Origin of the sequence: Bifidobacterium aemilianum (assembly GCF_003315635.1) — a bacterium.
GTDB classification, from domain to species: domain Bacteria; phylum Actinomycetota; class Actinomycetes; order Actinomycetales; family Bifidobacteriaceae; genus Bifidobacterium; species Bifidobacterium aemilianum.
Window position 1 is genome coordinate 124371 of the sequence record NZ_PDCG01000002.1, and the last position, 25992, is coordinate 150362.

Annotated in this window: 23 protein-coding genes and 2 tRNA genes; 9 read left to right on the top strand and 16 right to left on the bottom strand. The window is 61.4% G+C overall.

The window, feature by feature from the left end:
* Positions 1-149 precede the first annotated feature (149 nt).
* The 3 genes from tkt to CRD60_RS02640 all read left to right on the top strand — a co-directional run bounded on the left by tkt (position 150) and on the right by CRD60_RS02640 (position 4166).
* Positions 150-2243 carry a transketolase gene (gene tkt / locus CRD60_RS02630; protein WP_113859768.1) on the top strand — a complete coding sequence of 698 codons (2094 nt, stop codon included), beginning with the start codon at positions 150-152 and terminating at the stop codon, positions 2241-2243.
* A gap of 118 nt (positions 2244-2361) precedes the next feature.
* A complete protein-coding gene (gene tal, locus CRD60_RS02635; RefSeq protein WP_113859769.1) occupies positions 2362-3465 on the top strand; it encodes a transaldolase in 1104 nt (367 codons plus the stop codon).
* Between the two features lie 449 nt (positions 3466-3914).
* Entirely contained in the window at positions 3915-4166 is a 252-nt protein-coding gene (locus CRD60_RS02640) for a hypothetical protein (RefSeq protein ID WP_127975627.1), read from the top strand.
* A gap of 35 nt (positions 4167-4201) precedes the next feature.
* On the opposite strand, the gene CRD60_RS02645 is transcribed toward CRD60_RS02640, so the two are convergent.
* The 3 genes from CRD60_RS02645 to CRD60_RS02655 all read right to left on the bottom strand — a co-directional run bounded on the left by CRD60_RS02645 (position 4202) and on the right by CRD60_RS02655 (position 6854).
* A tRNA-Ala gene (locus tag CRD60_RS02645) sits at positions 4202-4274 on the bottom strand.
* 127 nt (positions 4275-4401) lie between these two features.
* A complete protein-coding gene (locus CRD60_RS02650; RefSeq protein WP_113859771.1) occupies positions 4402-5637 on the bottom strand; it encodes a hypothetical protein in 1236 nt (411 codons plus the stop codon).
* Positions 5638-5753: 116 nt separating this feature from the next.
* A complete protein-coding gene (locus tag CRD60_RS02655) occupies positions 5754-6854 on the bottom strand; it encodes a DMT family transporter (protein ID WP_236630789.1) in 1101 nt (366 codons plus the stop codon).
* A gap of 347 nt (positions 6855-7201) precedes the next feature.
* Here CRD60_RS02655 and CRD60_RS02660 point away from each other — a divergent pair, with 347 nt between their 5' ends.
* A complete protein-coding gene (locus CRD60_RS02660; protein ID WP_113859772.1) occupies positions 7202-7606 on the top strand; it encodes a pyridoxamine 5'-phosphate oxidase family protein in 405 nt (134 codons plus the stop codon).
* 216 nt (positions 7607-7822) lie between these two features.
* On the opposite strand, the gene CRD60_RS02665 is transcribed toward CRD60_RS02660, so the two are convergent.
* From CRD60_RS02665 to CRD60_RS02710, 10 genes are all read right to left on the bottom strand, one after another.
* Positions 7823-9100 carry an alpha-amylase family protein gene (locus CRD60_RS02665; RefSeq protein ID WP_113859773.1) on the bottom strand — a complete coding sequence of 426 codons (1278 nt, stop codon included), beginning with the start codon at positions 9098-9100 and terminating at the stop codon, positions 7823-7825.
* Between the two features lie 171 nt (positions 9101-9271).
* Entirely contained in the window at positions 9272-9469 is a 198-nt protein-coding gene (locus CRD60_RS02670; protein WP_113859774.1) for a YtxH domain-containing protein, read from the bottom strand.
* A gap of 202 nt (positions 9470-9671) precedes the next feature.
* Positions 9672-10406 carry a histidine phosphatase family protein gene (locus tag CRD60_RS02675; protein WP_113859775.1) on the bottom strand — a complete coding sequence of 245 codons (735 nt, stop codon included), beginning with the start codon at positions 10404-10406 and terminating at the stop codon, positions 9672-9674.
* A 64-nt stretch (positions 10407-10470) separates the two neighbouring features.
* Complete coding sequence (rsfS, locus tag CRD60_RS02680; protein ID WP_113859776.1) at positions 10471-10881, bottom strand: ribosome silencing factor; 411 nt, start codon at positions 10879-10881, stop codon at positions 10471-10473.
* Between the two features lie 3 nt (positions 10882-10884).
* A complete protein-coding gene (glmU, locus tag CRD60_RS02685) occupies positions 10885-12273 on the bottom strand; it encodes a bifunctional UDP-N-acetylglucosamine diphosphorylase/glucosamine-1-phosphate N-acetyltransferase GlmU (RefSeq protein ID WP_113859777.1) in 1389 nt (462 codons plus the stop codon).
* A 99-nt stretch (positions 12274-12372) separates the two neighbouring features.
* Positions 12373-12443: transfer RNA gene (locus tag CRD60_RS02690), tRNA-Gln, on the bottom strand.
* Between the two features lie 169 nt (positions 12444-12612).
* A complete protein-coding gene (locus tag CRD60_RS02695; RefSeq protein WP_113859778.1) occupies positions 12613-13647 on the bottom strand; it encodes a ribose-phosphate diphosphokinase in 1035 nt (344 codons plus the stop codon).
* A gap of 114 nt (positions 13648-13761) precedes the next feature.
* The gene (gene nadD, locus CRD60_RS02700; protein ID WP_330848976.1) at positions 13762-14388 is read right to left on the bottom strand and encodes a nicotinate-nucleotide adenylyltransferase; all 627 of its coding nucleotides are present in this window, start codon (positions 14386-14388) and stop codon (positions 13762-13764) included.
* 98 nt (positions 14389-14486) lie between these two features.
* Positions 14487-15083: a phosphoribosylglycinamide synthetase gene (locus CRD60_RS02705; RefSeq protein WP_236630813.1), complete on the bottom strand. Its 597-nt coding sequence runs from the start codon at positions 15081-15083 to the stop codon at positions 14487-14489.
* 181 nt (positions 15084-15264) lie between these two features.
* On the bottom strand, positions 15265-16572 hold the full coding sequence (locus CRD60_RS02710) for a glutamate-5-semialdehyde dehydrogenase (protein ID WP_113859957.1): 1308 nt from the start codon (positions 16570-16572) through the stop codon (positions 15265-15267).
* 215 nt (positions 16573-16787) lie between these two features.
* Here CRD60_RS02710 and thrC point away from each other — a divergent pair, with 215 nt between their 5' ends.
* Positions 16788-18287, top strand: a complete 1500-nt coding sequence (gene thrC / locus CRD60_RS02715) for a threonine synthase (RefSeq protein WP_113859779.1) — start codon at positions 16788-16790, stop codon at positions 18285-18287.
* 101 nt (positions 18288-18388) lie between these two features.
* On the opposite strand, the gene recN is transcribed toward thrC, so the two are convergent.
* Entirely contained in the window at positions 18389-20182 is a 1794-nt protein-coding gene (recN, locus tag CRD60_RS02720) for a DNA repair protein RecN (protein WP_113859780.1), read from the bottom strand.
* Positions 20182-21195, bottom strand: a complete 1014-nt coding sequence (locus CRD60_RS02725; RefSeq protein WP_113859958.1) for an NAD kinase — start codon at positions 21193-21195, stop codon at positions 20182-20184. The genes recN and CRD60_RS02725 overlap by 1 nt, the downstream gene beginning before the upstream one ends.
* 466 nt (positions 21196-21661) lie before the next feature.
* Between CRD60_RS02725 and CRD60_RS02730 the strand changes: the two genes are divergently transcribed.
* Positions 21662-22150, top strand: coding sequence for a hypothetical protein (locus tag CRD60_RS02730; RefSeq protein ID WP_113859781.1), 489 nt, complete (start codon positions 21662-21664; stop codon positions 22148-22150).
* A gap of 82 nt (positions 22151-22232) precedes the next feature.
* Here CRD60_RS02730 and CRD60_RS02735 read toward each other — a convergent pair whose 3' ends face one another.
* On the bottom strand, positions 22233-22835 hold the full coding sequence (locus CRD60_RS02735) for a CarD family transcriptional regulator (RefSeq protein ID WP_113859782.1): 603 nt from the start codon (positions 22833-22835) through the stop codon (positions 22233-22235).
* Between the two features lie 227 nt (positions 22836-23062).
* On the opposite strand from CRD60_RS02735, the gene CRD60_RS02740 reads away from it, so the two are divergent.
* The 3 genes from CRD60_RS02740 to CRD60_RS09320 all read left to right on the top strand — a co-directional run bounded on the left by CRD60_RS02740 (position 23063) and on the right by CRD60_RS09320 (position 25988).
* Positions 23063-23845 (top strand): response regulator transcription factor, encoded by a 783-nt coding sequence (locus tag CRD60_RS02740; RefSeq protein WP_113859783.1) that lies wholly within the window; start codon positions 23063-23065, stop codon positions 23843-23845.
* 149 nt (positions 23846-23994) lie between these two features.
* Complete coding sequence (locus CRD60_RS02745) at positions 23995-25143, top strand: sensor histidine kinase (RefSeq protein WP_113859784.1); 1149 nt, start codon at positions 23995-23997, stop codon at positions 25141-25143.
* Positions 25144-25298: 155 nt separating this feature from the next.
* On the top strand, positions 25299-25988 hold the full coding sequence (locus CRD60_RS09320) for a LexA family protein (protein WP_330848974.1): 690 nt from the start codon (positions 25299-25301) through the stop codon (positions 25986-25988).
* The last annotated feature ends 4 nt before the right edge of the window (positions 25989-25992 follow it).

The following is a 25992-nucleotide window of genomic DNA, read 5'->3' on the forward strand; positions in this document are numbered from 1 at the left end:
TGAAGCATCACAAAAGCTACCAAAATAAGCCAAAACCGAAATGCAAAGTCGGCTGCAAAAGCTAGAATCAAAGGGCAATGTGAGGGTAAGCAAGGCACGGCACAAGCCGCAGTCAGGCACCCGAAGTATTGGAAGGAAAGCAGACACTTATGACCGATTTCACCTGGTCGCAGCTGGACGAGCGCGCCGTCAAGATGGCGAAGGCTCTCTCCGCCGATGCCGTCGAGAAGGCCGGCAGCGGACACCCCGGATCCCCCATCTCCCTGGCTCCTATCGCATACACGCTCTACCAGCACTACATCAAGCACGACCCCAAGGATCCCCAGTGGGCCGGCCGTGACCGCTTCATCCTCTCCGGTGGTCACGCGTCATTGACCCAGTACGTCCAGCTCTACTTCTCTGGATATGACCTGTCCTTGGACGACCTCAAGCACTTCCGTGGCGGCGCCGACACCCGCACCCCAGGACACCCCGAGTACGGACTGACCCCCGGCATCGAGATGACCACCGGTCCTCTGGGCCAGGGTCTGGCCTCCGCTGTGGGCTTCGCGTACGGTCAGCGCTTCGAGCGTGGCCTGCTCGACCCCGAAAGCCCTGCCGGGCAGTCCCCCTTCGACCACAAGGTCTGGGTCATCTGCGGTGAGGGCGACGTCCAGGAGGGTGTAGCCTCCGAGGCGAGCTCCCTTGCCGGCAACCAGGGCCTGGGCAACCTGACGGTCATCTTCGATGCCAACCGCATCCAGATCGAGGGCGACAGCAATCTGACCTTTGACGAGGACATCCTCAAGCGTTACGAGGCCTATGGCTGGTACACCGACGAGTTTTCCTTCATCCAGCCCGACGGCTCCTACAAGGAAGACGTAGAGGGCCTGGTCAAGGTTCTGGACAAGGCCGCCCAGGTCACCGACCGCCCCAAGTTCATCAAGGTCGACACCCTCATCGCCTGGCCCACCCCCGGCAAGACCAACGACGAATCCTCCCACGGTTCCGCCCTGGGAGCCGAAGCCGTCGCCGGTCTCAAGAAGGAACTGGGTTACGACCCCGAGGTCAACTTCTATGTGGACAAGGAGGCCCTGGACCACGCCCGTCAGGTCGCCGACCGCGGCCAGCAGGCCCACGCTGAGTGGAACCAACGCTTCGAGTCCTGGAAGCAGTCCAACCCCGACAAGGCCGCACTCTATGAGCGCATGAAGGCCGGCAAGCTGCCCGAAGGTTTCGACCAGGCCATCGACAAGGTCCGTGAGGGCTTCGAGGCCGGCTCCAAGGTCGCCACCCGCAAGGCCTCCGGTGCCGTCCTCAACGGTATCGCCGAGGTCATGCCCGAACTCTGGGGCGGCTCCGCCGACCTGGGTGGTTCCAACAACACCAACATCAAGGGCGCCAAGTCCTTCGGCCCGGTCTCCACCCGCACCTGGCCCGATGTCTCCCCCTACGGCCGCCAGCTGCACTTCGGTGTGCGCGAGTTCGCCATGGGAGCCATCACCAACGGCATCCTCCTGGGTTCCGACACCCGTCCCTTCAACGGCACCTTCTTCCAGTTCTCCGACTATGAGCGCCCCTCGGTTCGCCTGGCCGCCATCATGAAGCTGCCCAACCTCTACGTCTGGACCCACGACTCCGTGGCCCTGGGCGAGGACGGCCCCACCCACCAGCCGATCGAGCATCTGACCGCCTTCCGCGCCATGCCCCAGGTCAACGTGGTCCGCCCCGCCGACGCCATTGAGACCGCCGAGGCCTACCGCGCCTTCTTCGACCGCGAGGAGACCCTGCCCACCGCCATGGTCCTGACCCGTCAAGGCGTTCCCACCCTGGCTGAGACCGCAGCCAAGGCCAAGGACGGCGTGCGCAAGGGTGGCTACATCCTCGTAGACACCGAGGGCACTGCGGATGTCATCATCATGGCCACCGGCTCCGAGGTCCAGTGGGCCGTCGAAGGCGCCAAGACCCTGGCCGGCCAGGGCATCAAGGCCCGCGTGGTCTCCATGCCCTCCATGGAGTGGTTCGAGGAGCAGGATGCGGCCTACCGTGAATCCGTGCTCCCCAAGGCAGTCAAGGCCCGTGTCTCCATCGAGGCCGGCATCGCCATGCCTTGGTATAAGTACCTGGGTGACAAGGGCAAGGCCATCTCCATCGAGCAGTTCGGCCTGCAAGGTGACGGCTCACAGAACATGATCGATCTGGGCATCACCGCTGAGCATGTCGTCCAGGCCGCCAAGGAATCCATTCAGGACACCAAGGCCTGAGCCACCACAGCTGGTCCCGGCAAGCCATGGCCCTGCCAGTACAGCCAGCATTGAAAGTTGTTCCATTGGGTTCTGTGGACACCGATCCGCAGAACCCGGATATAAGGAGAATACAAATATGACTGAAGCTACACAGCGCACCAGCGATTCCGGTGTCTCGATCTGGCTGGACGACCTGTCCCGCACCCGCATCGAGTCCGGCTCCCTTCAGGACCTGATCGCCAACAAGAACGTGGTCGGCGTGACCACCAACCCCTCTATCTTCCAGAAGGCCCTGAGCCAGGTCGGTCCCTACGATGCCCAGCTCAAGGAACTGGGACGTATCGACGTCGAGGAGGCCGTTCGTGAGCTGACCACCACCGACGTACGTAACGCCACCGACATCTTCCGCCAGATCGCCGAGGATTCCGACTTCGTCGATGGCCGCGTCTCCATCGAGGTCGACCCTCGTCTGGCCCACGACACCGAAGGCACCGCCAAGCAGGCCGTGGAGCTCTGGGAGAAGGTCAACCGCCCCAACGCCATGATCAAGATCCCCGCCACCCTGGAAGGCCTGCCGGCCATCACCCAGACCCTGGCCAAGGGCATCTCCGTCAACGTCACCCTTATCTTCTCCCTGGAGCGTTACGAGCAGGTCATTGACGCCTTCATCGAGGGCATGGTCCAGGCTGACCAGAATGGCCATGACCTCAAGCACATGGGTTCCGTGGCATCCTTCTTCGTCTCCCGTGTCGACACGGCTGTGGACAAGCTCCTGGAAACCAACGGTTCCGATGAGGCCAAGGCCCTGATGGGCAAGGCCGCTGTGGCCAACGCCCGCCTGGCCTACGAGCTCTTCGAGAAGAAGTTCGACGCCGATTCGCGCTGGGCCGCCCTGGAAGCCAAGGGCGCCCACAGGCAGCGTCCTCTCTGGGCCTCCACCGGCACCAAGAACCCCAACTACTCCGACTGCATGTACGTCGACGAGCTGGTCGCCCCCAGTGTCGTCAACACCATGCCGGAGAAGACCCTGGAAGCCCTGGCCGACCACGGCAACGGCGCCCCCTCCATCGAGGGCACCTACGAGGAGAGCCATGCCATCATGAACAAGCTGGCTGATCTGGGTATCTCCATCAAGGACGTCACCGAGAAGCTGGAGACCGAGGGCGTCGCCCAGTTCATCAGCTCCTGGGACTCGGTCCTCAACGACACCCAGGCCGGCATCGACCGCGTCAACGCCTGATTGCCTCCTGTACTGTTCTGACGCACAGTAGCAACTGACCGCAAGACCCCGCACAGACTTTCTGAACGGGGTCTTGCCATATCCCTACATGAGCCGTGTCAGGCGCATAGACACGGTGCAGGCCATCATGTCCGGCTAGTGAGGGCAGACCGCTAGGATCATGCCAACGACCTTCTCCCTCCCCTAGCAACTGGTGGATGGGGGGGGGGGGGACTCTCTGCCGGTTGTGCCGCTAAGTGTTGCTAGCGCCTGGGAACCGGGACCAGGACCACCACCCTTCCAGCACTTGGCGACTTCTGTTGAATCAGGAAAGGTTGCGGAAACGGTTTGCTCCTGTGCGATCATGCTTTGTCTTGGAACTGCGCCCTGAGCGATCAGCAGTGCAGACGTGGCCATATATCTCTAGTATCGGCCTGATGCGTGATGACTTCATACCGGATGACATCTCGATGACCACCGATCGCCGCAAGGGCATCAACCACCCTTCGCTCCAGTACGCCGAGAGGGTGCGAATCAACCTGGAACGCCACAAGGACCAGCTACTGGACCGTCTGCGCGATCCAAGCCTCGGGGCCGAAGCCAGGCGGCAGACAGAGCAGGCGCTCAAGGAGGTCAGACAGGATATAGCCACTATTCGCTACCGGCACGACTTCGCCCTCTTGCGAACCATGAGCGGCAAGTACAACAAGAAACAGATATGAAAAAGGCTTCCGGGAGAACCCAGAAGCCTCAATCGTGGAGCTAGGGAGATTCGAACTCCCGACCCCCTCCATGCCATGGAGATGCGCTACCAGCTGCGCCATAGCCCCGTATTCATTTGTTTAGTCCTTAACGAACCTCATTTAGAATACAACAGGCTTGCGAAGCAGGCAACTCGGCGTGTCTTGCAAATCGCCATCCAGTTGGAGCCAGCGTCAGCCCCTGTGCGGCCGACAGTTAATTGCCGCTCCCACTGGTCTGGCCGCCTCCAGGACTATTGCCACCAGTGGTACCGGGCCCACCTGTTGAGGATCCACTGCCATTCTTGCCATCCGTGTGTTTGGAGCCGGTGCCTCCAGCAGTGCCGGTGGAGCCGGGTCCGGAGCCCGGCTGGGTACCAGCATCGCCACCGGTCGAGCTGGAGCCCGACCCCGAGCCAGTGCCAGAGCTTGATCCCGAATCGTTTCCGGTGGAACCGGAGCCTTGGCTGCCGCTGCCACCCCTGCCTCCGGTTGAGCCTGTGGACTTATCGGCATTGCCACCGCCAGTTGATCCCTGGCTGCCCTGGCCATTGTCGGTGGAACCGTTCGAACCCTTGCCTGGCTCAGATGAACCGCTGGAATCCTTGCCGGACTGATTGGGGTTCGGCGTCTGGCCGTCGCTCCCACCAGTTGAGGGGGCCTGCTTGCCGCCTGTATCCTGCTCTTGCTCAGGGGACTGGGTGCCCACTCTCGAATTGTCGACCAGGTCACGGACCACGGTATCGGTACCCTGACCACGGGTGACCAAGCTGATGACACCCGCGGTGATGAGGACCGCCAGTAGGGAGCTGACCACGGCCACGACGATGGCCAGGCGCTTCTTGCCCTTGGGGGTCAGTTTGGAAGCGGCATGGCCGGCCTGATGGCTGCCAAGGGTCCGACCGTCGGCGGGGCTGGCCACCCTGACCGATGTTCCCCCCGGCCCCGATGAGACCTGCCGAGGGTGTGCTGCCATACCTGCCGGGGAGCCAAGCACTCTCGTCTCGTCGCCAGCAGTGATATTCGGCCCACCCAGGGCGGTAGCGTCCCTGGCCTTGGGGAGGACGGAAGTCTGGTCCGCCGCAAGGCCAGCAATCTGACCGATCCCAAGCCCGTCTGCCCCAAGACTGCTGATGACGCGAGTGGATTCATCCTCCCCTGTCCCGGCGGCTGGGTTCTCATTGGACTTGATGACCCCCGTCTGAGCTTCAGCCTCGGATTGGTCCTTGTCCCCATCATCCAAGGACAAGGCCGGCAAAGGAATCTTCTCTGAAGAAACCTTGATCACGTTCTGGTAGATCTGCGAGGCTATGGCCGAGACAATGGAACCTATGGCCACGCCGATAATGGAACCGGCTATGCCGATCTTGGCTGAAAGCCAGAAGGATGTCATGGCCGCCAAGGCTCCGGCGGCAATCTGCGAAACTGAAATGCCCTTGAAAAAATTCCTCACAAGCCTAGACATTAACCAATCATGCTGACCATCGGCTCACAGCGGAGCGAATACGCGCCTAACCCTTACAGATGGATCCCTCACCCGGAGTCAGGGCCACAGAGGGACCACAGGACCTATGGTCGCCTGGACTTGGGCCGGCCAATCATGTGACCTCCAAAGCTGATGGCCTCCACCTTCATCCGGTGGACCGCCGGAATTCTTCCCGGTTGAAGGACGGACATCAGCACTGCGGAGAAGATCAGCACAAAGCCCACCACCGAGCTCCAACCTATGGGCTCACCCCAGAAGAGGACGGAGAAAGCCACAGCAAAGAGGCATTCGGTGCATTCAAGTAGGGAGGCGGTGGTGGCCGGAACGTGGGCCAAGCCGATATTCTGCAGAATCTGGGCGGCCGTGGTGGCTCCAATCAGCAGGTAGAGGAAGCTCCATAGCACCTGCGGCTCCAACCATGCGCTTGAAGGACCCGGTTCGTAGATCAGCGCCCCGACCAGAAAACATACACCAGACACGGCGAACTGCATGAAGGTCAAAGCCAGGGGGTTGAAATGCCCGGCATAGTGACCCAGGAGGGTGATGTTGAAGGCGAAGATGAAGGCGCAGCCCAGCAGCTTGATGTCCCCAGGGGTCAGCTCCGTCACATGGGTGCCTGGCTTCAGGGAGACGAAGCCGACACCAGCCATGCAGATGAGTGCCGCCAACACATTGGTGAGACCCGGCCGGCATTTGGCCACCAGCCAACCGGCAAAGGGGGTGATGACACAGTAGGAGGCGATCAGAAAGGAGCTACGCCCCGGCTCCACGGTCTGCAGGCCCTGGTTTTCCAAAATCATATTGCCGTAATAGGTCAGGCCTATGAGGAGACCAGGAAGCAGGATCTGCTTGTTCACGGCCTTGAGGATCCTGCGACCAAAGAGGGCCAGCATGATCAGGCAGGCACCCAGCATTCGCAGAAACATGAGCCACTGGGGGGAAATGGCCCGTAATGCCACCTTGGCCATAAGGTAACTGCCGCCCCACAAGGCCGCACAAAGCAGCAGCATGATCCTGGCCAGGTTGGGAGGGAAGCTACGGGACAAGCGGCTTCGCAGGCGCTCGATGCGACGGGGAGAGCTACCGGCAGCAGCTATCGAGACAGGTTGGCCTCCCACAGGTGGATGCTCACCACCCTTGTTCTCCCTGCTGGGAGTGACCTGACGCTGAGGAGACGCGCTCATGGCGGACACCTGACCTTCCTGCGGGAGATTCAACAGACAGCTGTGAGCCCGGCACCCGCCCATGGGCCGGCAGGTCTGGACAGGTTCAAAGATAGTCCGGCACAGGACCCAGACACGCCTGCAAGATCACTACATCAGCCCTTGGCGTCCAACAAGGCGGATCAGCAGCCATCCAGCAAGGCTCTCCATCGTGACAGAGTAGTGAGAATTGTCACAAACCCTATCTCTCCTAGGTGAACCTCATGGAAAGGACCTATCCTGAAGGGGTACGCGTATATTCAATACGCTGTGAGGAATAGGGTGGCCCATCAACAAGTCGATGACCCCCGTAACGAAAGGATGGCATCATGGCTGCACTTACCGACGATATGAAGGAATTCATCAAGAACAATCTGGCGTGGATCACCACCATCAGCAAGGATGGGCAGCTGGACATCGGTCCCAAGATGTCCATGTTCGCCCTGGACGACAACCACCTGGCCTACCACGAGCGCACCGCCGGCCAGCATTACCGCAATCTGATGGACGGCAGCCAACTGGTCGTTGGCTATGCCAATCTGGATACCAAGAAGGGCTACCGTTTCCGCGGCAATGTCACCCTCCACACCGATGACGACATCTATGATGCCCAGGTGAAGGCCGCCGAGGAGCATGGCACCAAGAAGCCCGCCGTCATCCCCGTTCTGGAGATCACCGAAATTGATGACCTGTCCGCAGGTCCCAAGGCGGGAACCACCATCGAGAAGAACTGATTGACAGCATCGGCAGCTTAGGCCACACCTAGACTGCCTTTTGTTAGCGCCGACGGCCTCTCCCCAACTGGGGAGAGGCCGTCGGTTTCTTGTAGCTACCAGAGGCATAATCTTGCCTCATTCCCAGCATGTGTCTGCTTAGAATCGGGTGGTCAAGTTGCCGTATTCCGATCCGAATCCGACGCTCTGTCAGTCGAAACCTTGGCTGCCTTGCAGCTAGATGGAGAGCAGCAAGATACCCTGGCTGCTCACGGTGGCATGGGGGCTTGGATCCAGGTTGAGCTCCACTCGCAGCTGCTGGCCCTTGCCTCCCACGAGTTCATAGCTATAGGACCGATTGTCCAGGTGAAGGCTTCTGCTGCGGGCGCTGGTCATCCAGGGGTGCTGGCGGCGGATGGCGATCAGTGATCTGATCAGCTCGAATATATCCGCCCCCTGCGGGCCCAGGTCCTGCGGTGAGACGGGATAGGCCGGGCGTATGGCATCATCACCGCCCAGCCTATCCTCCTTGATGCCCTCCCAAGCTCGCTCGTCGCCATAATAGATCGAGGGAATGCCCCCGACGGTCAGGAGGGTGGTCGCCGCCAGGGCAGTCTTATGGACTCCCAGCCTGCTGGCGATTCTGGAGACATCATGATTGCCCATGAAGGTCTGGGGCAGGAAACTGTCGAGGAAACGGTTGTGCCGCTGCAGGGACCAGTCCAGCTCATAGAAGTTGCCACTCTCCAAGGAGCTCCATATGGCCTTCCACAGCTCGTATTGGGTCAGCGAATCCATGCCGGATTCCTGGATGATCGACGGGTAGTCGCCATGGATGACCTCTCCCAGGAACCAGGCCTGCGGGTAGTCCCTGCGCACGCGGGACAAGACCTGGGCCCAGAATTCGGTCGGCACGGCATAGGCCGCGTCAAGTCGCCAGGCATCGGCTCCCCTAGCCAACCAGTACTCCATGACTTTGACCACCAGTTCCACGGTTCGCTGGGAGCCGTGGTTGAGTTCAGGTAGATCACCGTGGCCCTCGAAAACCGGATAGGTCAGCTGACCGTCCTCCTGCCTCTCGACGCAGAAGAGGGGGTCCTCCTCCTGCTGGTCGGCCTGCAGGGCCTGCTGGAAGAGTGGGTTGCCATAGCCGACATGGTTGAAGACCCCGTCGAGCATGAGCCTGATGCCCTTGGACCTGCAGGCTTGTGCCAGACGGTCGAAGGCCTGGTCTCCCCCGAGTCTGGGATCGATATGGAAGTAGTCGAGGGTGTCATAGCCATGGGTCTGGGAGACGAAGATGGGGCCCAGCAGCAGGCCGTTGGCCCCCATGTCGAGCATGTAATCCAGCCAGTCAATCAGCCCGTCCAAGCCTCGTCGGTCAGGACTTGGACCATGAGTGGTTGATGGCTGGGTCTGCCCTGCCGAAACGCTGGCCTGTGGCCGAATCGGCGCCCCCAGAAAACCCAGGGGGTAAATCTGCCACCAGATGACCTGCTCCTTGGCTGTGACCATGGGCGCTCCTCTTGTTGGGTCTGGCGAATCCGGCCGTATGCAGCCATAGGCAAAGCTGACTTGCCACCACTCTACCGCAGTTTGCCCAGATACGGCCCTGCACATATGAAACATTCCGCCAGTCCCCGCAGGGAGTGGCGGAATGTTGAACTACAGGAAGTAGAAGGACAACTAGTCCTTGCGCATGGCATCCTTGGCGTCATTCTTGGCCTCGGTGGCCTTCTGCTCGGCCTGGGCCTTCTTCTCGTTGACGTTGGCCTTCACCTCGTCGGCCACATCGGACGCCTTGTCCTTGAGGTCCTCGGCGGCATCTGAGATCTTCTCTCCTGCGCTCTTGGCCATATCCTTTGCATCATCCATGAATCCCATGATGTCCTCCTTATGTGGTTTGACATATCCATGGTCGCCGCAGTGCCGCTCCTGCTGTGGAGCTTTCACCACGTTCAGAAAATCCGTATTGTTTTCCGATAGTTTTTATGATAGTCCGCTGACATCATGTTCAGCGGGTAACAAAAAATTGAAATTCGGGGAATAATTCGGCAGCTAGACGCATGTTGACGAAACGTCAACTTCACTCGCCTGTCTCCCAGGAATCACTGTCGGCCAAGGCCGGACCGTGGTTGTAATCGGCCAATCGCCAAACCAGGGTGCCGTCAGCCCCTTCCCTGGACAGGAGCCGCGACCAGTGGGCATTCCTCATGGAGACCAGGCTGCCGAAAGCTGGATCGACCCGGTCCAGGCCCAGAAGCATCTGCAGGGTCTCACCGATGAAGGCCCCATGCGAGAACAGGTAGAGATCCGTATTATCCCCGGCTCTCCTGACCCAATCAGTGATGGCCTCCAAGCCCCGCCTGGCCACCTCTTCCTTGGGCTCGGCCCCGTGTTTGAGCTCTCCGCCGGTTAGCTGCCTCCAGGACCGGTAATCGTCAGCATAGCCCTGGTCCAGCTCCTGGGCGCTCAGGCCCTCCCACTCACCGAAGCTGCGTTCCCGAACCCGCTCATCAGGGTGGACCTCGACCCCCAGGGGGTCGGCAAAGGCATGTGCGGTCTCCTGGGCGCGGCCCAGGTCCGAGCAGATGACCAAGGGATGGCCGCCGTCAGCCCCCTCCCCCATATACAGGCTCCGCAAGGCCGCCCCGGTCTGCGCTGCCTGCCAACGGCCAACAGCATCCAGGGGTATGTCTATCTGCCCTTGCAGACGGTGGGCGGCATTGTAGGCCGTGCGACCATGCCTGACCAGAATCAGGGAGCGGACATGGGGCATCCCAGAGACTGAACAAGCCTCAGCGGAATCATCTCGAAGCATCACTTCCCCTTCCTCTCTCATGGCAGTCCCGCCGGACGGTCCACGGGACCTGCTTCAGCCGGAATCAGTCCCCGTCCTGGGCCGAATCATCGTCACTGCACTCAGGAGCCTGGGGAACATGCAGATCAATGCGTGGGCAATCATTCCAGAGGCGGTCCAGCTGGTAGAAGTCCTGGGCCTCCCGGTGGAGAACGTGCACCACAAAGTCGCCATAGTCCAAGAGGACCCACTGGGCCTCCTCCAGCCCTTCGCGGGAAACGGGCTTGAGATGGCCGCCCTTGAGGTAGAGGTCCTTCTCGACCTCCTCGGCTATGGCCAGGACCTGCCGCTCGTTGGAGCCAACAGCAATGAGCATGGCATCGGTGATGGCAACCGGTTTGGTCACATCGTAGGCGACCAGACCCGTGGCTTTGAGGCGGTCAGCTGCCGCTGCCGCGATGCGGACGGATTCAATGGATGATTCCAGGGCTGACATAGGTCACCTTTCCCATTCGGGCTTCCAGCCCTCGACAAGATGCTGGGTGTTCTCAGAATAGACCATGGCCCCGTCCGGCACCTGGTGGCGAATGACCGAACCCGCACCCGTAGTCACATCATCACCTACCTCAACCGGAGCCACAAAGAGGTTGCCGGCCCCCACATGGACATTCGACCCGATGGAGGTGTGGTTCTTGTGGACCCCATCATAGTTGGCTGTGATGGTTCCGCCGCCGACGTTGCTGTGCTCACCCAGGTCGGCGTCACCTACATAGCTCAGGTGGGGCACCTTGGTCCCCTGGCCGATGTGGGCCTTCTTCATCTCGACGAAGGCTCCGGCCTTGCTGCCCTCACCCAGGTCGTTGCCGGCACGAAGATAGGTCCATGGTCCGATGGATGCATCCTTGCCGATATTGGTGGCCTCGACCCTGGAACGCTCCACCTGTGCACCGGCATCAATCCTGGCGCCGATAAGGGTGGTATAGGGGCCGATGACGGCATCGTGGGCCACCTGCGAGTTGCCCTGCAGGAAACAGCCCGGCAGCACGGTGACGTCCTCCTCCAGGACCACATCGTCCTCGATCCATGTGGTCTGCGGGTCCAGAATGGTCACACCCTTGCGCATCCATTCCTCGCAGACCCGCTGGTTGTGGAGCTTTGCAAGGCGCGAAAGCTGTATCCTGTCGTTGACTCCCTCCACGCTCAGGGGATCCTCGGCCTGGTAGGCCCCCACGGAACCCTTGGCCCGGGCGGCTTCCAAGGCATCCGTCAGGTAGAACTCCCCCTGGGCGTTCTGGTCGTCCAACCCAGCTATGGCCTCAATCAGGGTCTTGGCCTCAAACACGTATACCGAGCTGTTGACCTCCTTGACCGCCAGCTCATTCGAGTTGGCATCCTTCTGTTCCACAATGCGAAGGACCTGGCCCTGGCTATCACGGATGATCCGGCCGTAGCCGGTCGGGTCCTCCAGGCAGGCGGTCAGGATCGTGGCCTCGTGGCCGCTACGCTCATGCTGGTCAAGCAGCTGGCGAAGGGTCTGGCTGTCGAGCAATGGCATGTCGGAGGCCACCACCAGGATTGAGCCGGTCAGGGGGCCATGGCCGGCCTGTGACAACTGCTCCACTGCGCATTGCACCGCACGTCCGGTTCCTGGAATCTCATCCTGCTGGATGATGTTGACACTCTCCTGATAGGAGCTGGCCGCCTCGGCTACCCGCTGTGACTGGTAACGGACCACCACCGAAAGGGACTGGGGGCTCAGGGCCGCCACCGAGGCCATGACACGTTGCAGAAAGGTCTTCCCACAGAATTCCTGCAGGACTTTGGGCTTGGACGAGTGCATCCGTGAGCCTTCACCAGCCGCCAGGATGATTGCCGCTGTCAATGCCATGGATCAGATCTCCAGTTCTGTCGACGAGGCGTAAGCCTTCCAGAGGCGAAGCCGATCGGGCTCCACCGTGCACGAGACTCAATCGGCCTTCGCCAGAAGTTCCTCCACCTGGACTCGAACCAAGACTAAGGGTTCCAAAGACCCGTGTGCTGCCATTACACCATGGAGGAGCGGCGGATCAAACCGCCAAGTAAGTATTATGCCATACCGTTTGACTTTAGGGAAAGCCGCAGGGCCTGTTCAAGCCGAAACCTTGCTGAAACGAACGTTTTGGCAAGCGTGTCGTGTCACCCAAACACATCCTGAGGCTAACCTTCAGCCAAAGATGAGGCAGTCGGCTCAAGCGAAGAGAAAACCTTGGCCGTGATGCTCGGGGTAGGTGTCGAAGAGCTTGGCCACCGAGCCATCCTCAAAGACCGCGTGAATGGCTGATGCCAGCAGTGGAGCCATGGAGAGAACGGTGAGCCCATCCCAGCGCTTCTCTTCGGGAATCGGCACAGTGTCGGTCAGGACCACCTCGCGGGCTCCACAATTCTTGAGCCGTTCGACGGCCGGGCCGGACAGCACCCCATGGGTCGCCACCACGGTGACCGACTTGGCGCCGGCCTTCTTAAGGACAGCGCAGGCCCCACTGATGGTGCCGGCCGTGTCGATCAGGTCATCAACCAGCACGCAGTCACGGCCGGACACGTCGCCGACCACCCGGTTGGCGATGGCCTTGTTTGGTTGGGTGATGTCGCGGGTCTTGTGAACAAAGGCAAGGGGGCCGCCACCGAGCCGCTGGGCCCACTGCTCCGCCACACGAATGCGGCCGGCGTCCGGGGAGACCACAGAGACATTGTCCAATTGCGATTGGAAGCGATCACGGATGTAATCGACCAGGACCGGCATGGCTATGAGGTGATCCACAGGGCCGTCGAAGAAGCCCTGGGTCTGCGCGGCATGCAGGTCGACGCTCATGATGCGGTCGGCCCCAGCGGTGCACAGGAGGTCGAAGACCAGGCGGCAGGAGATGGGCTCGCGTCCCAAATGCTTCTTATCCTGCCGGGAGTAGCCCAGGAGGGGGCAGACGGCGGTGATGGAGCCGGCGGAGGCACGCTTGAGCGCATCAATCATGATGAGTTGCTCCATGATGGCCTTGTTGACATCTCCCGCATGACTCTGGAGCACGAAGACATCGGCGCCACGAACGGACTCGGTGAAGCGCACATACATCTCGCCATTGGCGAAGTCATAGGCTGTGGTCTCCAGGACGTCGATTCCCAGTTGTCTGGCCACATCCTGAGCCAGCCGGGGATGTGCCCTTCCGGTGACTAGAATAAGGTTCTTACTTGGCTTTCCCTCAAGGACTGCGCTCACCGTTTCTCCAAACATTGACGCTGAAGTGGACAAGCCCATCCTATCTGGCCGCATTGACCTCGCGACACGACGACTCCAGCACCGACACAAGCCTTGACAAAGCGGCCGGAACCGTACAATCCAGGCCTCTCATCGGTAGAGCCCATGCTTGTTGATGTACTGAACCACCCCATCCGGCACCAGATACCAGACCGGCTCACCGTTGGCTGACCGGCGACGCACATCGGTGGAGGAGATGGCCAGGGCCGGTATCTCTAAGGTGTCGACCTTGTGGTGGAGCCTATCGCCATCCGGCAATTGGGAATAGCCGGGCCGGGTCACGGCCACGAAATGGGCTAGGTCCCACATGCGGTCGGCGTCCTTCCAACGCAGAATCTCGGCCACCGCATCCGCCCCGGTGATGAAGAACAATTCCGCAGCCGGGTACTGGTCATGGATGTCACGGAGGGTGTCGATGGTGTAGGTGACCCCAGGCCGGTCGATATCCACCCGGGAGACCGTGAAACGGGGGTTGGAGGCCGTGGCGATGACCGTCATCAGATAACGGTCCTCCTCGTTGCTGACCTTCTGCTTGAGTTTGAAGACCGGCCGGCCGGTGGGCACGAAGATGACCTCATCCAGGTCGTAGACCCAGGCCACCTCGGAGGCGGCCACCAGGTGGCCATTGTGAATGGGATCGAAGGTGCCACCCATAATGCCGATGCGTTGGTGCTCGGCAGCCCGGCCGGAATGCTTCCTCCGCAATTGAGCGCTCATACCGAAGGCGTCGACGGGAGCCTGCAGGGAGAGCTCCGCCATTTTGCGAGCTGATTCCTTGTCTGCCTGGCTGTCGGCCCCATCGGGGAAACGATCACTCACTGCTTGCCTCCTGAGTGTTCAAGGCCGCTTCCACTGGCTTGAACGCCCTGTGTTCCCTTCCAGCCAGGCCCGGAGGGCTGGTGGTGGCCGGCGGATTCCGCACGGCCCTCATCAGCCTCCTCGGTCTCCTCCTCCATGGCCTCAAGGGCCGCGTCGGCAGCGGGGGGTTCGATCCGTCCCATGTCCTCATCCCACTCGGCCTGGACCACCCGGCGAATCTCCGCATAGGTCGGCAGGAGGAACTCGGGCTGGTAGAGCCTGCGGACCTGGGCCACCCGCTCGGAAATGCGAACCAGGCTGTCGGTCATGCCATCAATGTCTGCGTTCATCTCAGCCTGGCTGAAGCGGTCGATATACCCCTCCATGGCGCTCATGAGCTCGCCAGCCTTGGCAAGATCGCCTACCTCCAGTGTGGTGACCTCAGGGGAATCCGCATCCGGCCAGCCGATCAGGACCGTGTCCGCATATTCCAAGGCCGCCCGTTGTTCCGCAGAGGCGATGCCATCCTCAATCTGGACCAGGAAGACATAGCGCACAATGCTCAAGCGCTGGGAAGCCACGGTCAGACTCAGGGTCGGATCCTGCAAGTCCATGCCCCGATCCCTGGCCAAGGCCCTGCTGGCCTCAGTAAGCTTGACGGCGGCATCGGCATCCACGGAAACACTGGCGGCCGCCGGCCCCAATCCAGCGGAGCTCCCTCCCTGATTCTGGTCTTCCACCACATCCTCCTCCGTATCCTTCAGGCCACTTGTCCTACGATTGTAGACCAGAGTTTCAGGGACGGACCTGACCGGAGCCATAGCCGATCCATTTGCTGGTGGTCATCTCCCGAAGGCCCATGGGTCCACGGGCATGAAGCTTCTGGGTGGCGATGCCCAATTCGGCGCCGAATCCGAAGACACCACCGTCGGTGAAGCGGGTGGAGGCATTGGCTATGACCACGGCGGAATCCACCCGAGCGGTAAACGCCTCTATGGCCCGGTAGTCCTCGGCAAGGATGGCCTCGGTGTGCCCCGTGGAATGCCGGTTGATATGGGCGATGGCCTCATCGAGTGAACCGACCACCATCACGCCCATCTTCAAGGCCAGGTATTCAGTGTCCCAATCCTCGCGATCGGCCAGGCTCAGGTCCAGCCCTGGAATGGAACAAGCCGAGATGATGTCATAGGTCGTCTGATCTGACCTCAGCGCCACCTTGGCTTGGCTCAGGGCCTGGGCCACCTGGGGTAGGAAGGTCTGTGCGACGTCACGGTGGACCAAGAGCTTTTCAGCGGCGTTGCACACACCCACCCGCTGGGTCTTGGCGTTGAGGACGATGGGAATCGCGGCGGACAGGTCAGCCGAGCGGTCTACGTAGATGTGGACATTGCCCGCCCCCGTCTCGATGACCGGGACCGAGGAATCGCGGACGACCGACTGGATCAGCCCGGCACCCCCACGGGGGACCAGGAGGTCAATGTGCCCCCGGGCCCGCATCATGGCCTTGGCGCCCTGCCGGCCGTATGGATCCACTGATGAGACCAGGTCCTGGGAGAAGCCATGGTCCCTCAGGACCGGCCCAAGGGTCTTGATGATGGTCTCGTTGGTCTGCCTGGCCGCATGGCCCCCCCGCAGTAGGACGGCGTTGCCCGACTTCAGGCACAGGGAGGACACATCCACGGTGACATTGGGCCTGGCTTCATAGATTATGCCAATCAGCCCCATGGGAACCCTCACCTGGTTGAGGCGCATGCCATTGGAGAGTCGATAGCCTCGGATTACCTCGCCGATGGGATCGGGCAGGGATGCCACCTGGCGCACTGCCTGGGCGGCCGCGCCGATGCGCTCGCGGTCGAAACGCAGACGGTCCAGCTTGCCCTGGTCCATGCCGGCCTCAAAGGCGGCCCGCATGTCCAGACTGTTGGCCGCCTCGATCAGGTCGGCCTGGGTCAGCAAGGTGTCGGCCAGGGCTGTTAACAGCTCATTCTTGGCCTCACTATCGGCCTGGGCCAGCAGCTCTTGGGCCCGTCTGGCCTTATCGGCCTGGTCGCAGACCGCCTGGAAGACCTTGGGGTCCAATGCCTGATTGTCAGCCTCTTCCATACCGCCAAGGGCGGAACCATCAGTCCATCCACCATCTGTGCTCATCGTTCCGCGCCCCTTGAAAGGTTCAAAACTCTTGAATATGACAGCCATTATATACAGGTCCTGTGAGAGGCCAGGGCCAAACACGAGAAAGATGGGGCCCAGTGCCATACCAGTGGCTAGAATGCAGGAAGCACATACAGCATTCGATCCGACTCTGCGAGGTTTGACCAGTGGACACCTTCTTTCACAGCACACGGAGCACCAACGGCCATCTGACAGGCAAGCAGGCCATCCGCCAGGGACTGGCGGACGATGGCGGCCTGTTCGTGACCGACGCACTCGGCAAGGACAAGCTCAGCCTGGATGGCCTGGCAGACATGAGCTACCAGGAGATGGCCCTGCAGGTGCTGGGCATCCTCCTGCCCGACTACTCCCAGTCCGAAGTGCGCGATTGCATAGCCCAGGCTTACGGGGAACAATGGTCCGACCCCCTGATCACCCCCCTGCGCCCCCTGGGTGACGACTACCTGCTCGAGCTCTTCCAAGGCCCCACCTGCGCCTTCAAGGATGTGGCCCTCCAGATGCTGCCCAGACTCATGGCCAGGACCCTGCCCACTGGGCAGGAGGCTCAGGACGACCAGAAGATCATGATCGTGACGGCGACCTCAGGAGACACCGGCAAGGCGGCCCTGGCTGGCTTCGCCGACGTGCCCGGGACCGGAATCACGGTCTTCTACCCCTCCGGCAAGGTCAGCCAGGTCCAGGAGCTGCAGATGACCACCCAGACCGGATCCAATGTATCCGTCTGCGCGGTCGACGGTAATTTCGACGACGCCCAATCGGCAGTCAAGGCCATATTCGCGGACCGGGAGCTGGCCCGGGACCTGGACCAGGGCAACCGGGTCATGCTCTCCTCGGCCAACTCCATCAACGTGGGACGACTGGTCCCCCAGGTGGTCTACTACTTCTCCGCCTACGCCCAACTGCTGAGACTGGGCCGCATCAGCCTGGGCCAGGAGGTAGAGTTCGTGGTGCCCACGGGTAACTTCGGCGATATACTGGCCGGCTACTATGCCAAGAGGATCGGCCTGCCCGTCAAGCACCTGGTTGTAGCCTCGGACCGCAACAATGTCCTCTTCGACTTCCTGACCAGTGGCACCTATAACCGCCAGCGACCCTTCTACCAGACCAGCTCCCCCTCCATGGACATCCTGGTCTCCTCCAACCTGGAGCGGATGCTCTACTACATGTCCGGGGGTGACGCCCCCCTGATTCAGATGCTCATGAACGACCTGCAGGGTTGGGGAAGCTTCGAGGTGCCCGAATCCCTGCTCGCCAAGGTCCGAGAGCTCTTCGGCTGCGGCTGGGCCGACGAGAGCCAGGTCAGCCAGAGCATCAGCCAATGCTGGAAGCGCAGCGGCTACCTGATCGACCCCCATACGGCCTGCGGCTACTATGTGATGGATCAGATGCCCAGGGACACGCAGACACCCCGGGTCCTACTGAGTACCGCCAGCCCTTACAAGTTCCCGCGTGTGGTAGGGCAGGCTCTGGGTCTGGACCTGGATGGTGCCGACGATTTCGAATGCATGGACCTCCTGGCCAAGACGACCGGCACGACCGTACCACAGGCCCTGCGGCGGCTTGCGGATTCACCGGTGCTCTTCAGTGACTCCATCAGTACCGGCCAGATGAGGGACTACGTCAGCAGGGCGGCCCAAAGGCTCTGAGGGAGGGAATCAGCCAGCACTCCGGCGAGAGCGAGGCCTGGTCAGGCAAGGCAAGCATGAGCCCGACCAGGCCTTGGCATTTGTTCGGACTGACAAAGAGCTTACAAGCGGGTGGAATCCAACAGCTCCCGGGCGTGGTCAAGCGATGTTGCCGATTCGGAACCAGAGAGCATACGGGCGATCTCCCGGACCCTGTCCTCACCCCCGACCTCGGTGACGGACGTTGAAACGGCCTCATCGGCTCCAGCCTGCCCCTTGGATACCACGAATTGGGACTTGGCCCAGGAGGCCACCTGGGGAAGGTGGGTGACGACTATTACCTGGGCGCTCTGGGCGAGTTTGGCCAAGCGTTTGCCCAATTCCACGGCCGCCTTGCCGCCCACACCGGCATCGACCTCATCAAAGATGAAGGTCATCCCCTGGGGCGAGGAGGCCTTGCCCGCTGCCGCCAATTCCATGGCCAGCATGAGTCGGCTGAGCTCACCGCCCGACGCGCTCTTGCCCATGGGCAGCTGTGGGGAGCCAGGGAAGGGGGTGAAGAGGAACTCGATGTCATCCAGGCCATGGGCATCAAGGGGCCAGGTGCCGCCTTGGCCTTCAGGGCCGGAGGTCTCGCCTGACACACCCGCAGCTGAAGCCTCCTGGGCCTTCCTTGCCGAAACCCTGATGTCCAGCCGTGAACCAGACATGGCCAGGGAATCCAACTCCTGGGAAACCGTGGCCGCCAGCTCACGGGCTGCCTGCTCGCGTCTGTCGTGCAGGGCCTGGGCCGACTTCATGGCCTGGTCAAAGAGCCTGTGCCGGTCCTGATCCAGCTCGGCCAGTTTCTCGGGAGAGGCGTCCAGGTCCTCAATTTCAAAGGCCGCCTGCTCCCTCCACTTGATGACATCCTCCAGGTCAGGCCCCCACTGCCGGGTCAGTTCGGATAGGGCGTGGATGCGGCTGTTGAGACTGTCAAGATCCTCAATCCCCTCCTCCTGGTCCATCTGCCCGGCTAGGGAGAAGACCATGTCAGACAGGTCGGCATTGATGGATTGCAGGCGGTCGGCGGTCTGGTCGAAGAAGTCCCCAACTCCAATGGAGCGCAGGGATGAGATGGCCCTATTAATCAGGTCCACGGCCCCTGCACCTTCAGCGTCGAGGTCCATCTGCGAGGAGTCCAGGGCCGAGAGGGCTGCTGCCAGCCCCTGGTTGATCTGGGCGGCGTTCTCGATCCGGTCCCTGCGTTCCCTGAGCTCAGCCTCCTCGCCTGGCTTGGGATCGACCTTATCTATCTGCCCTATGGCATCACGCAGATAGCTGGCCCGTTGCCTGGCCGATACCTCCTGGCTGCGTAGTCGGGCCAGGCGCTCATCCATGGCCTTCAGGGCCTCCCAGTCCTGGCTGTAGGAGGCGACCAAGGGGGCGTTGCCCGCGACCATGTCAAGGAATTCTCGCTGCCGGGCAGGCGAGGCGATACGCAACTGGTCGGACTGGCCATGGATGGTGATGAGTTCGGCTGAAATCTCAGCCAGCACCGATTTGGGGACCGTATGGCCGTCCAGCATCGCCCGGGACCTGCCGGAGGCTGGCATGCTACGGGCCAGGAAGAGCTCGGCGGTCTGGGTCTTGTCCTGGGCATGCTCCTCACCTTCCAGGTCGGCACCAGCCTCCCGGGCGAGATGGGCCGCCCTGCAGCCTGTCTCCATAGTGAATATCCCCTGGACCCAAGCCTGCTGACTTCCTGCCGTGACCAGTCCGCTGTCCGCATCCCCGCCGGAGATCAGGCGGATGGCATTGAGCAGCATGGATTTGCCCGCTCCGGTCTCACCCGTGATGGCGGTCATACCGGCGGCAGGTGCGATACGGGCCTGGCGAATGGGACCCAGGTCCCGCAGCTCAAGCTCCTCCAGCATCAGCTGTCACCACCTTCCTGATCATCAGTGCCAGCCAACATGGGCCCATCGGGCCGGCCGGCTTGTGACCACTTGGGGCTCTCCTCAGGGTGGACCCTCTGCTCCTGAGTGCGCAAGTAAGCGTTCTGCTCGGCCTCGGCCCGTTCCCGCCAGCCCACAACCGGCAGGTTGAACTTCGTCACCAGTCTCTTGGTGAAGGGGACCTCCGAGAGCTGGGCAAGCCGTAGGGCCTTGCTTGAAGTCCTGATCTTGATCCTGGACCCCCTGGGCACCGGCCTCTGCCGGCGACCGTCACAGCAGATCCAACCCTCAGAGGTGGAATGCTGGAGAATGTCCAGGGTGAAACTTGACTTGGAACCGATGACCAAGGGACGCGAAAACACCGCATGCGCCGCCAAGGGAACCAGTTGCAGGGCCTGGACATCAGGCCAGATGATGGGGCCGCCGGCAGAAAAACCATAGGCCGTGGAGCCGGTCGGGGTGGAGACGATGAGACCGTCGCAGCTGAAGGAGCTCATCGCCACATCATCCACCCGGATGCCCATCTCAATCATCTTGCCCCGGTCAAAGCGCTCCACGGTGATGTCGTTGAGGGCCCAGTCCCGCAGGGGCTCCTGGACTCCTGGAAGCATGAGGTCCGCCTGAGCCAGCACACGTTCATCTATCTGATAGTCCCTATCAGCTACCCGTTCGATGGCCTCACTCATCTGGAAACGCTCAAATTCCGCCAGAAAACCCACGTGGCCCAGGTTGATGCCCAGCAGGGGCACATCGGTTCGATAGACCAATTCAGCTGCCCGCAAAATCGTTCCATCTCCACCCAAAACCAGCACAATCTCCGTATCCGCATCCACCGATGGGGTATCGCCGCCGAATGAGGGTGCCATGATATTGTCGACAATGGAGACCTTGAAGCCGGCATGCCGCAACTGATCAACGACATGGCTGACCACCTGATCACCCTCGCGCAACCTAGCATGGGTCACCATTACCACATGACGCCTAGCGGCCATGAACACACCCCGTTTTCAACAACCGAACAGCCCGCGGTGATGCAGGCCCCTCCCATCCTAATCGAAGGTCCGCCTTGGATACCCGACCCCATCACTATGCAGGAATCTGAAACACCCTGCAGCAATGCCATATGAAATCCCTCGACACCCCTTGCATGCTAAGGTGAGGGCAAACCGAAAGCCACCGCCGCAAGGGAGATCGATGACGACCAATCCCCATCACCACCATAGCGGCTACCGTGAATCCACCAATCCAACCGCAGACAGTGAACCTGCATCATCTGCGAGGTTGAAGTCCGCACAAGCAACAGCAATCCGCCATAACACCATGACGGTCCGCCGACAGACATGCCTTGACGAGGAGGTCAGCTTCGGCACCCTGGTGGTTGATGCAGAGCTTTTCACCTGTGGATGTCGAGGGCGAAGGGTCCTATGCCGCTCCGGTGCCATACACTGCCAGGGAGGGATGAGGATCGGGCAGGTCATTGGCCACGGGGACCTATGGGTGGAGGGGGACCTCCTATGTGGCAGTTTCAACTTCATTGGCCATGTTCACGTCACAGGGCATATCGTCTGTGATACAAGCTTCCAGCACACCGGCAGCTTGGATTGCAGATCCCTGGAGGCCGGCGAGCTGCTGGACCTGCACGAATCCACCATAAGCGTAGTTGCCATGTACTCTCCCCTGATTACCATACACGGCTTCCAATCGCCCCTCCTCAACCGTTTGGGAACCGAACATGAGCGACTGGATACCCCTGTCGGATCCATCTCCTGCCGGGAATTGAAGGCGGGCGATCTGCAATGCGCATCCGTCGAAGCCGATGATGTCGAGTTGACCGGCAGCTGCAGGGTGGAAAAGGTGACCTACGGTAAGGACATACGATATAACCGTGGCAGCGTGATAGGCAGCATTCGCAAGGATGATGGCGAACGACAGGCGCGCACCGCCTGATGCCAGGGCCAGGCAGCTCCCCCATGAGTTGCGCAGCAACAGGCCATCTGAACGGGCCTGCCCACCAGCTGGATCCGCTGGCTTATTTGCTTTTGCCCTTGCCTTTCTTGCCTTCAGCCTCAAGACGGGCCAGGGTCTGTCCTGCGGACTCCGCAGGCGCCTTGCTGTGGTGCTTCTCATCGCCGGGCTGGGCGGGAGCATAGCCCAGGTTGACATCGAGAAGATGCTGGGCCATGTCCTCCTCAATGTTCTCGGAGAGTGCGATCTCTGAGGTCAGAATGTTGCGGGCGCGGGTCATCATCCGCTTCTCCCCTGCGGACAGGCCATGCTCGTCCACATCACGCTGGGCCAGGTCCCTCACCACCTCGGCTATCTTGTTGACATCGCCCGTGGCAATCTTCTCGACGTTCAGCTTGTAACGGCGAGACCAGTTCATTTCCTTCTCGACGATGGGGGTGCGCAGAATCTCAAAGACCTTGGCGACCTCCCGACCATCGACAATGTCCCTGACACCGACCTTCTTGGCATTGTCGACCGGCACATTGATGACCAACCCATCGGAGGAGAGGACCGACAGTTGCAGGTACTCCCTGGTCACACCCTTCACTGTCCGTTCGGTGATCGCTTCGATCTTTGCAGCTCCGTGACGCGGATAGACGACCATATCGCCGACTTTATAACCCATGAACCCTCCGTGAAGAATACAGCATACCAATACAACAGTATCTCACTAAGCAAGGACGTTCCACGGAGCCTTGCCAGCCCTGCCGGCATAGGGATTCATGGCATGAGCCATCCATGATGATAGCCTTAAGGCCAACCCATGGCCTACTGTGGGACAAACCTATCATGAAACTCACGGTTCCGCCCAGGGAGCTGTATCCTTGGAACCGGAAGATTGAAAGGGACCTTATGCTCAACACCTCAGCTCGCCAGCCAAGCTCACGCACCATCCTCGTGGTCGAGGACGAACCTGACCTGGCAACGGCCATAGCCCAGCGCATCACGGCCAAGGGATGGACCGCCCGTGTGGCGGGCGACGGTGCCAGCGCCGTAAAGGCGGCCAGCCAGATCAAGCCGGACCTAGTGATTATGGACATCATGCTGCCCGTCATGGACGGCATCGAGGCGACCAAGCGGATCGTGGCGGAACGGCCGGTTCCCGTGCTCATGCTCACAGCCAGGGACGCGGAATCCGACAAGGTCATGGGCCTTGGCGCAGGCGCCGACGACTATATGACCAAGCCTTTCTCCCCCCGGGAGCTGATAGCCCGCTGCGAGGCCCTGCTGCGTAGGGTCGAGCGGGCCCAGGTCATCGCAAAGAACCTGGAGAACGAGAAACTGCTGGACTTCGGCACCCTGGTCATCGACCCCCGCCAGCGAATCGTGACCTATCATGGCGAGCAGGTTCATCTGACCCCCACCGAGTTCGATCTCCTGGCCACCCTGGCCCGCAGGCCCAAGTCTGTCTTCAAGCGCGAGAGGCTTCTGGAAGAGGTCTGGGACTGGCCCGACGCCTCCGGCACCCGCACGGTGGATTCCCATGTCAAGGCCCTGCGGCACAAGCTGGGACCCGCCATGATCCGTACGGCCCACGGGGTCGGATATGCCTTCGAACCTCCGCAGGAGCATGCCGATGACAGCGGCCAGAACCCCTCCATGGGCGAGGACCATCAAGAACACACGGCGGCCTGAACGGCAGACATCCTCCACCGAACTCCACCTGGCCAGGACGCGGCCAGGTGGAGTTCGGCATCATAGGCCGGTGACAAGCGTCCCCGGCCAGGCGGATACTCATAGATGAACAGCAGGAATCTGGCAAGGGCCGGGCAGGGAGGAAAAGCATGGCAGGACCACGGTGGACCACAGGCACGACAAAGGCGACAGCAGGGTCCTCGGATCGGCGGCAAGCCAGGGACTGCAGGCAACTGCTCCGGTCCACCCGTCCCATAGGCTTCTTCTCCTCCCTCAAGGCCGAACTGAGCATCATCATCGTCATAGCTACGGCGATAGCCTTCGTCATGGCCTGGTTTTTGCTGAAGTTCGGCTGGAGCGGCTGGATCGCCATGCCTCTGACCCTGATTGTGGCCCTGGGCATCACCTACTTCTTCTCACGAGGCTTGACCACCCCCCTGCGGCAGATGCGTGACGCGGCCGAAGCCATGGCCGACGGGGACTATACGGTCCGGGTCCGCACCGGCACCGACAGCAGCGATGAGGTGGGCCGGCTGGCCCGTTCCTTCAATGAGATGGCAGAGGAGCTGCAGCATGCCGACCAGCTGCGCCGGGACATGGTGGCCAACGTATCCCATGAGCTGCGCACCCCCGTATCAGCCCTGCAGGCCATGCTGGAGAATCTGGCTGACGGCGTCGTGGAGCCCACACCCGCCAACCTGGAGGGCATCCTCAACCAGACCCATCGGCTCTCCGACCTGATCGCCTTCCTCCTGGACCTCTCCCGTATGGAGGCCGGGGCGGCCAGTCTTAATATTGAGGTCTTCAATCTGGCCGATTTCATGGATGAGACCATAGAACCCCTGGAGATAGCGGATGCCGGCCACGGCCACCGGATTGACCTGCATGTACCGGAGGACATCAGCCTGGAAGGCGACCAGGACCGGCTAAGGCAACTCTTCACCAATATCATCGCCAACGCCTTCAAGCATTCAGCCGACGACACGGCCATTCTGATCGAGGCCCACGAGGATAGGGACCGGGGCAGCATCGTGACCAATGTGGTCAATTTCGGCTCCCAGATTCCCGTGGAGGACCGCTCTGACATCTTCCGACGCTTCGTCAAGGGCAAGACCGGGCCGGGCACCGAATCAGGCGGGACCGGTCTGGGACTCTCCATCGCCCGCTGGGCCGCCCAGCTGCACGGGGGCAGCGTCCGGGTGGTCGACGACCGCCGGGGCACGGATTTCGAGATTGTGCTGCCCAAGTACCATGTGGGGGCGGACACCGATGCCGCCGTGGCTGAGGAATCGGACTGAACTCAGTGCAGACCCCTCCCTCGGCCCGGCATATGATTTGGCCGGTGCTCCGCCGACCATCCTCTGACCAGGGCATCGCGTCCACCCAGCCTTGTCCTCCCCTCCTTCCATACTAGATATTCGAACAAATGTTCTAACATGGAGAAGGGGAGGTGGTGGCAGTGCCCAGAGCCAGCAGCAGTGCACCGGCATCTCACCGGACCGGGGGCCTACCTAGCGATCAGCAGCTGGCGCGCGGCGGGAAGGATGGCGCGAACCCCTGCCGAGTCGACCAGCTCTTCTCCGCCCGCCTCTGCCCCCTGCCGGTCCCCCTGAGCCTTGAGGCGGTCCATGCGGGGTTTCCCTCGGTGGCCCAGGATTACTTCGCCGGCGACTTCAGCTTCGACCAGAATGTCATCAGCAATCCCGACACCACCTTCATCGTCACGGTTGCCGGAGATTCCATGGAAGGTGCCGGTATTTGGGACGGCGACCTGCTGGTGGTGGACAGGTCCCTTACCCCCCAGGAGGGTGATGTGGTGGTGGCTGTCCTGGATGGGGAGCTGACCGTCAAGCGCCTGCTCATGAGCCATGGCAAGCCTGTGCTTCACCCGGAGAATCCCGCCTACCCTGATTTCATCTCATCGGACGCCCAGAGCCTGATGATCTGGGGTGTGGTGACTGGCAACTTCCACCGGCAAAGCAGGAGTCACCGCAAGGACCGTCCCCTGCCCGGCATTTCCCGGTCCATCAGTCCGCAAACGACCGGGCAGGGCGAGGAATCAACAGCGGCCCAGAAGCCTCGGCACGAGGGAAGCAGGCCAGAACGCTGGGCATCATACCCCCAGCGCGGCCATAGCTGGTGACCCC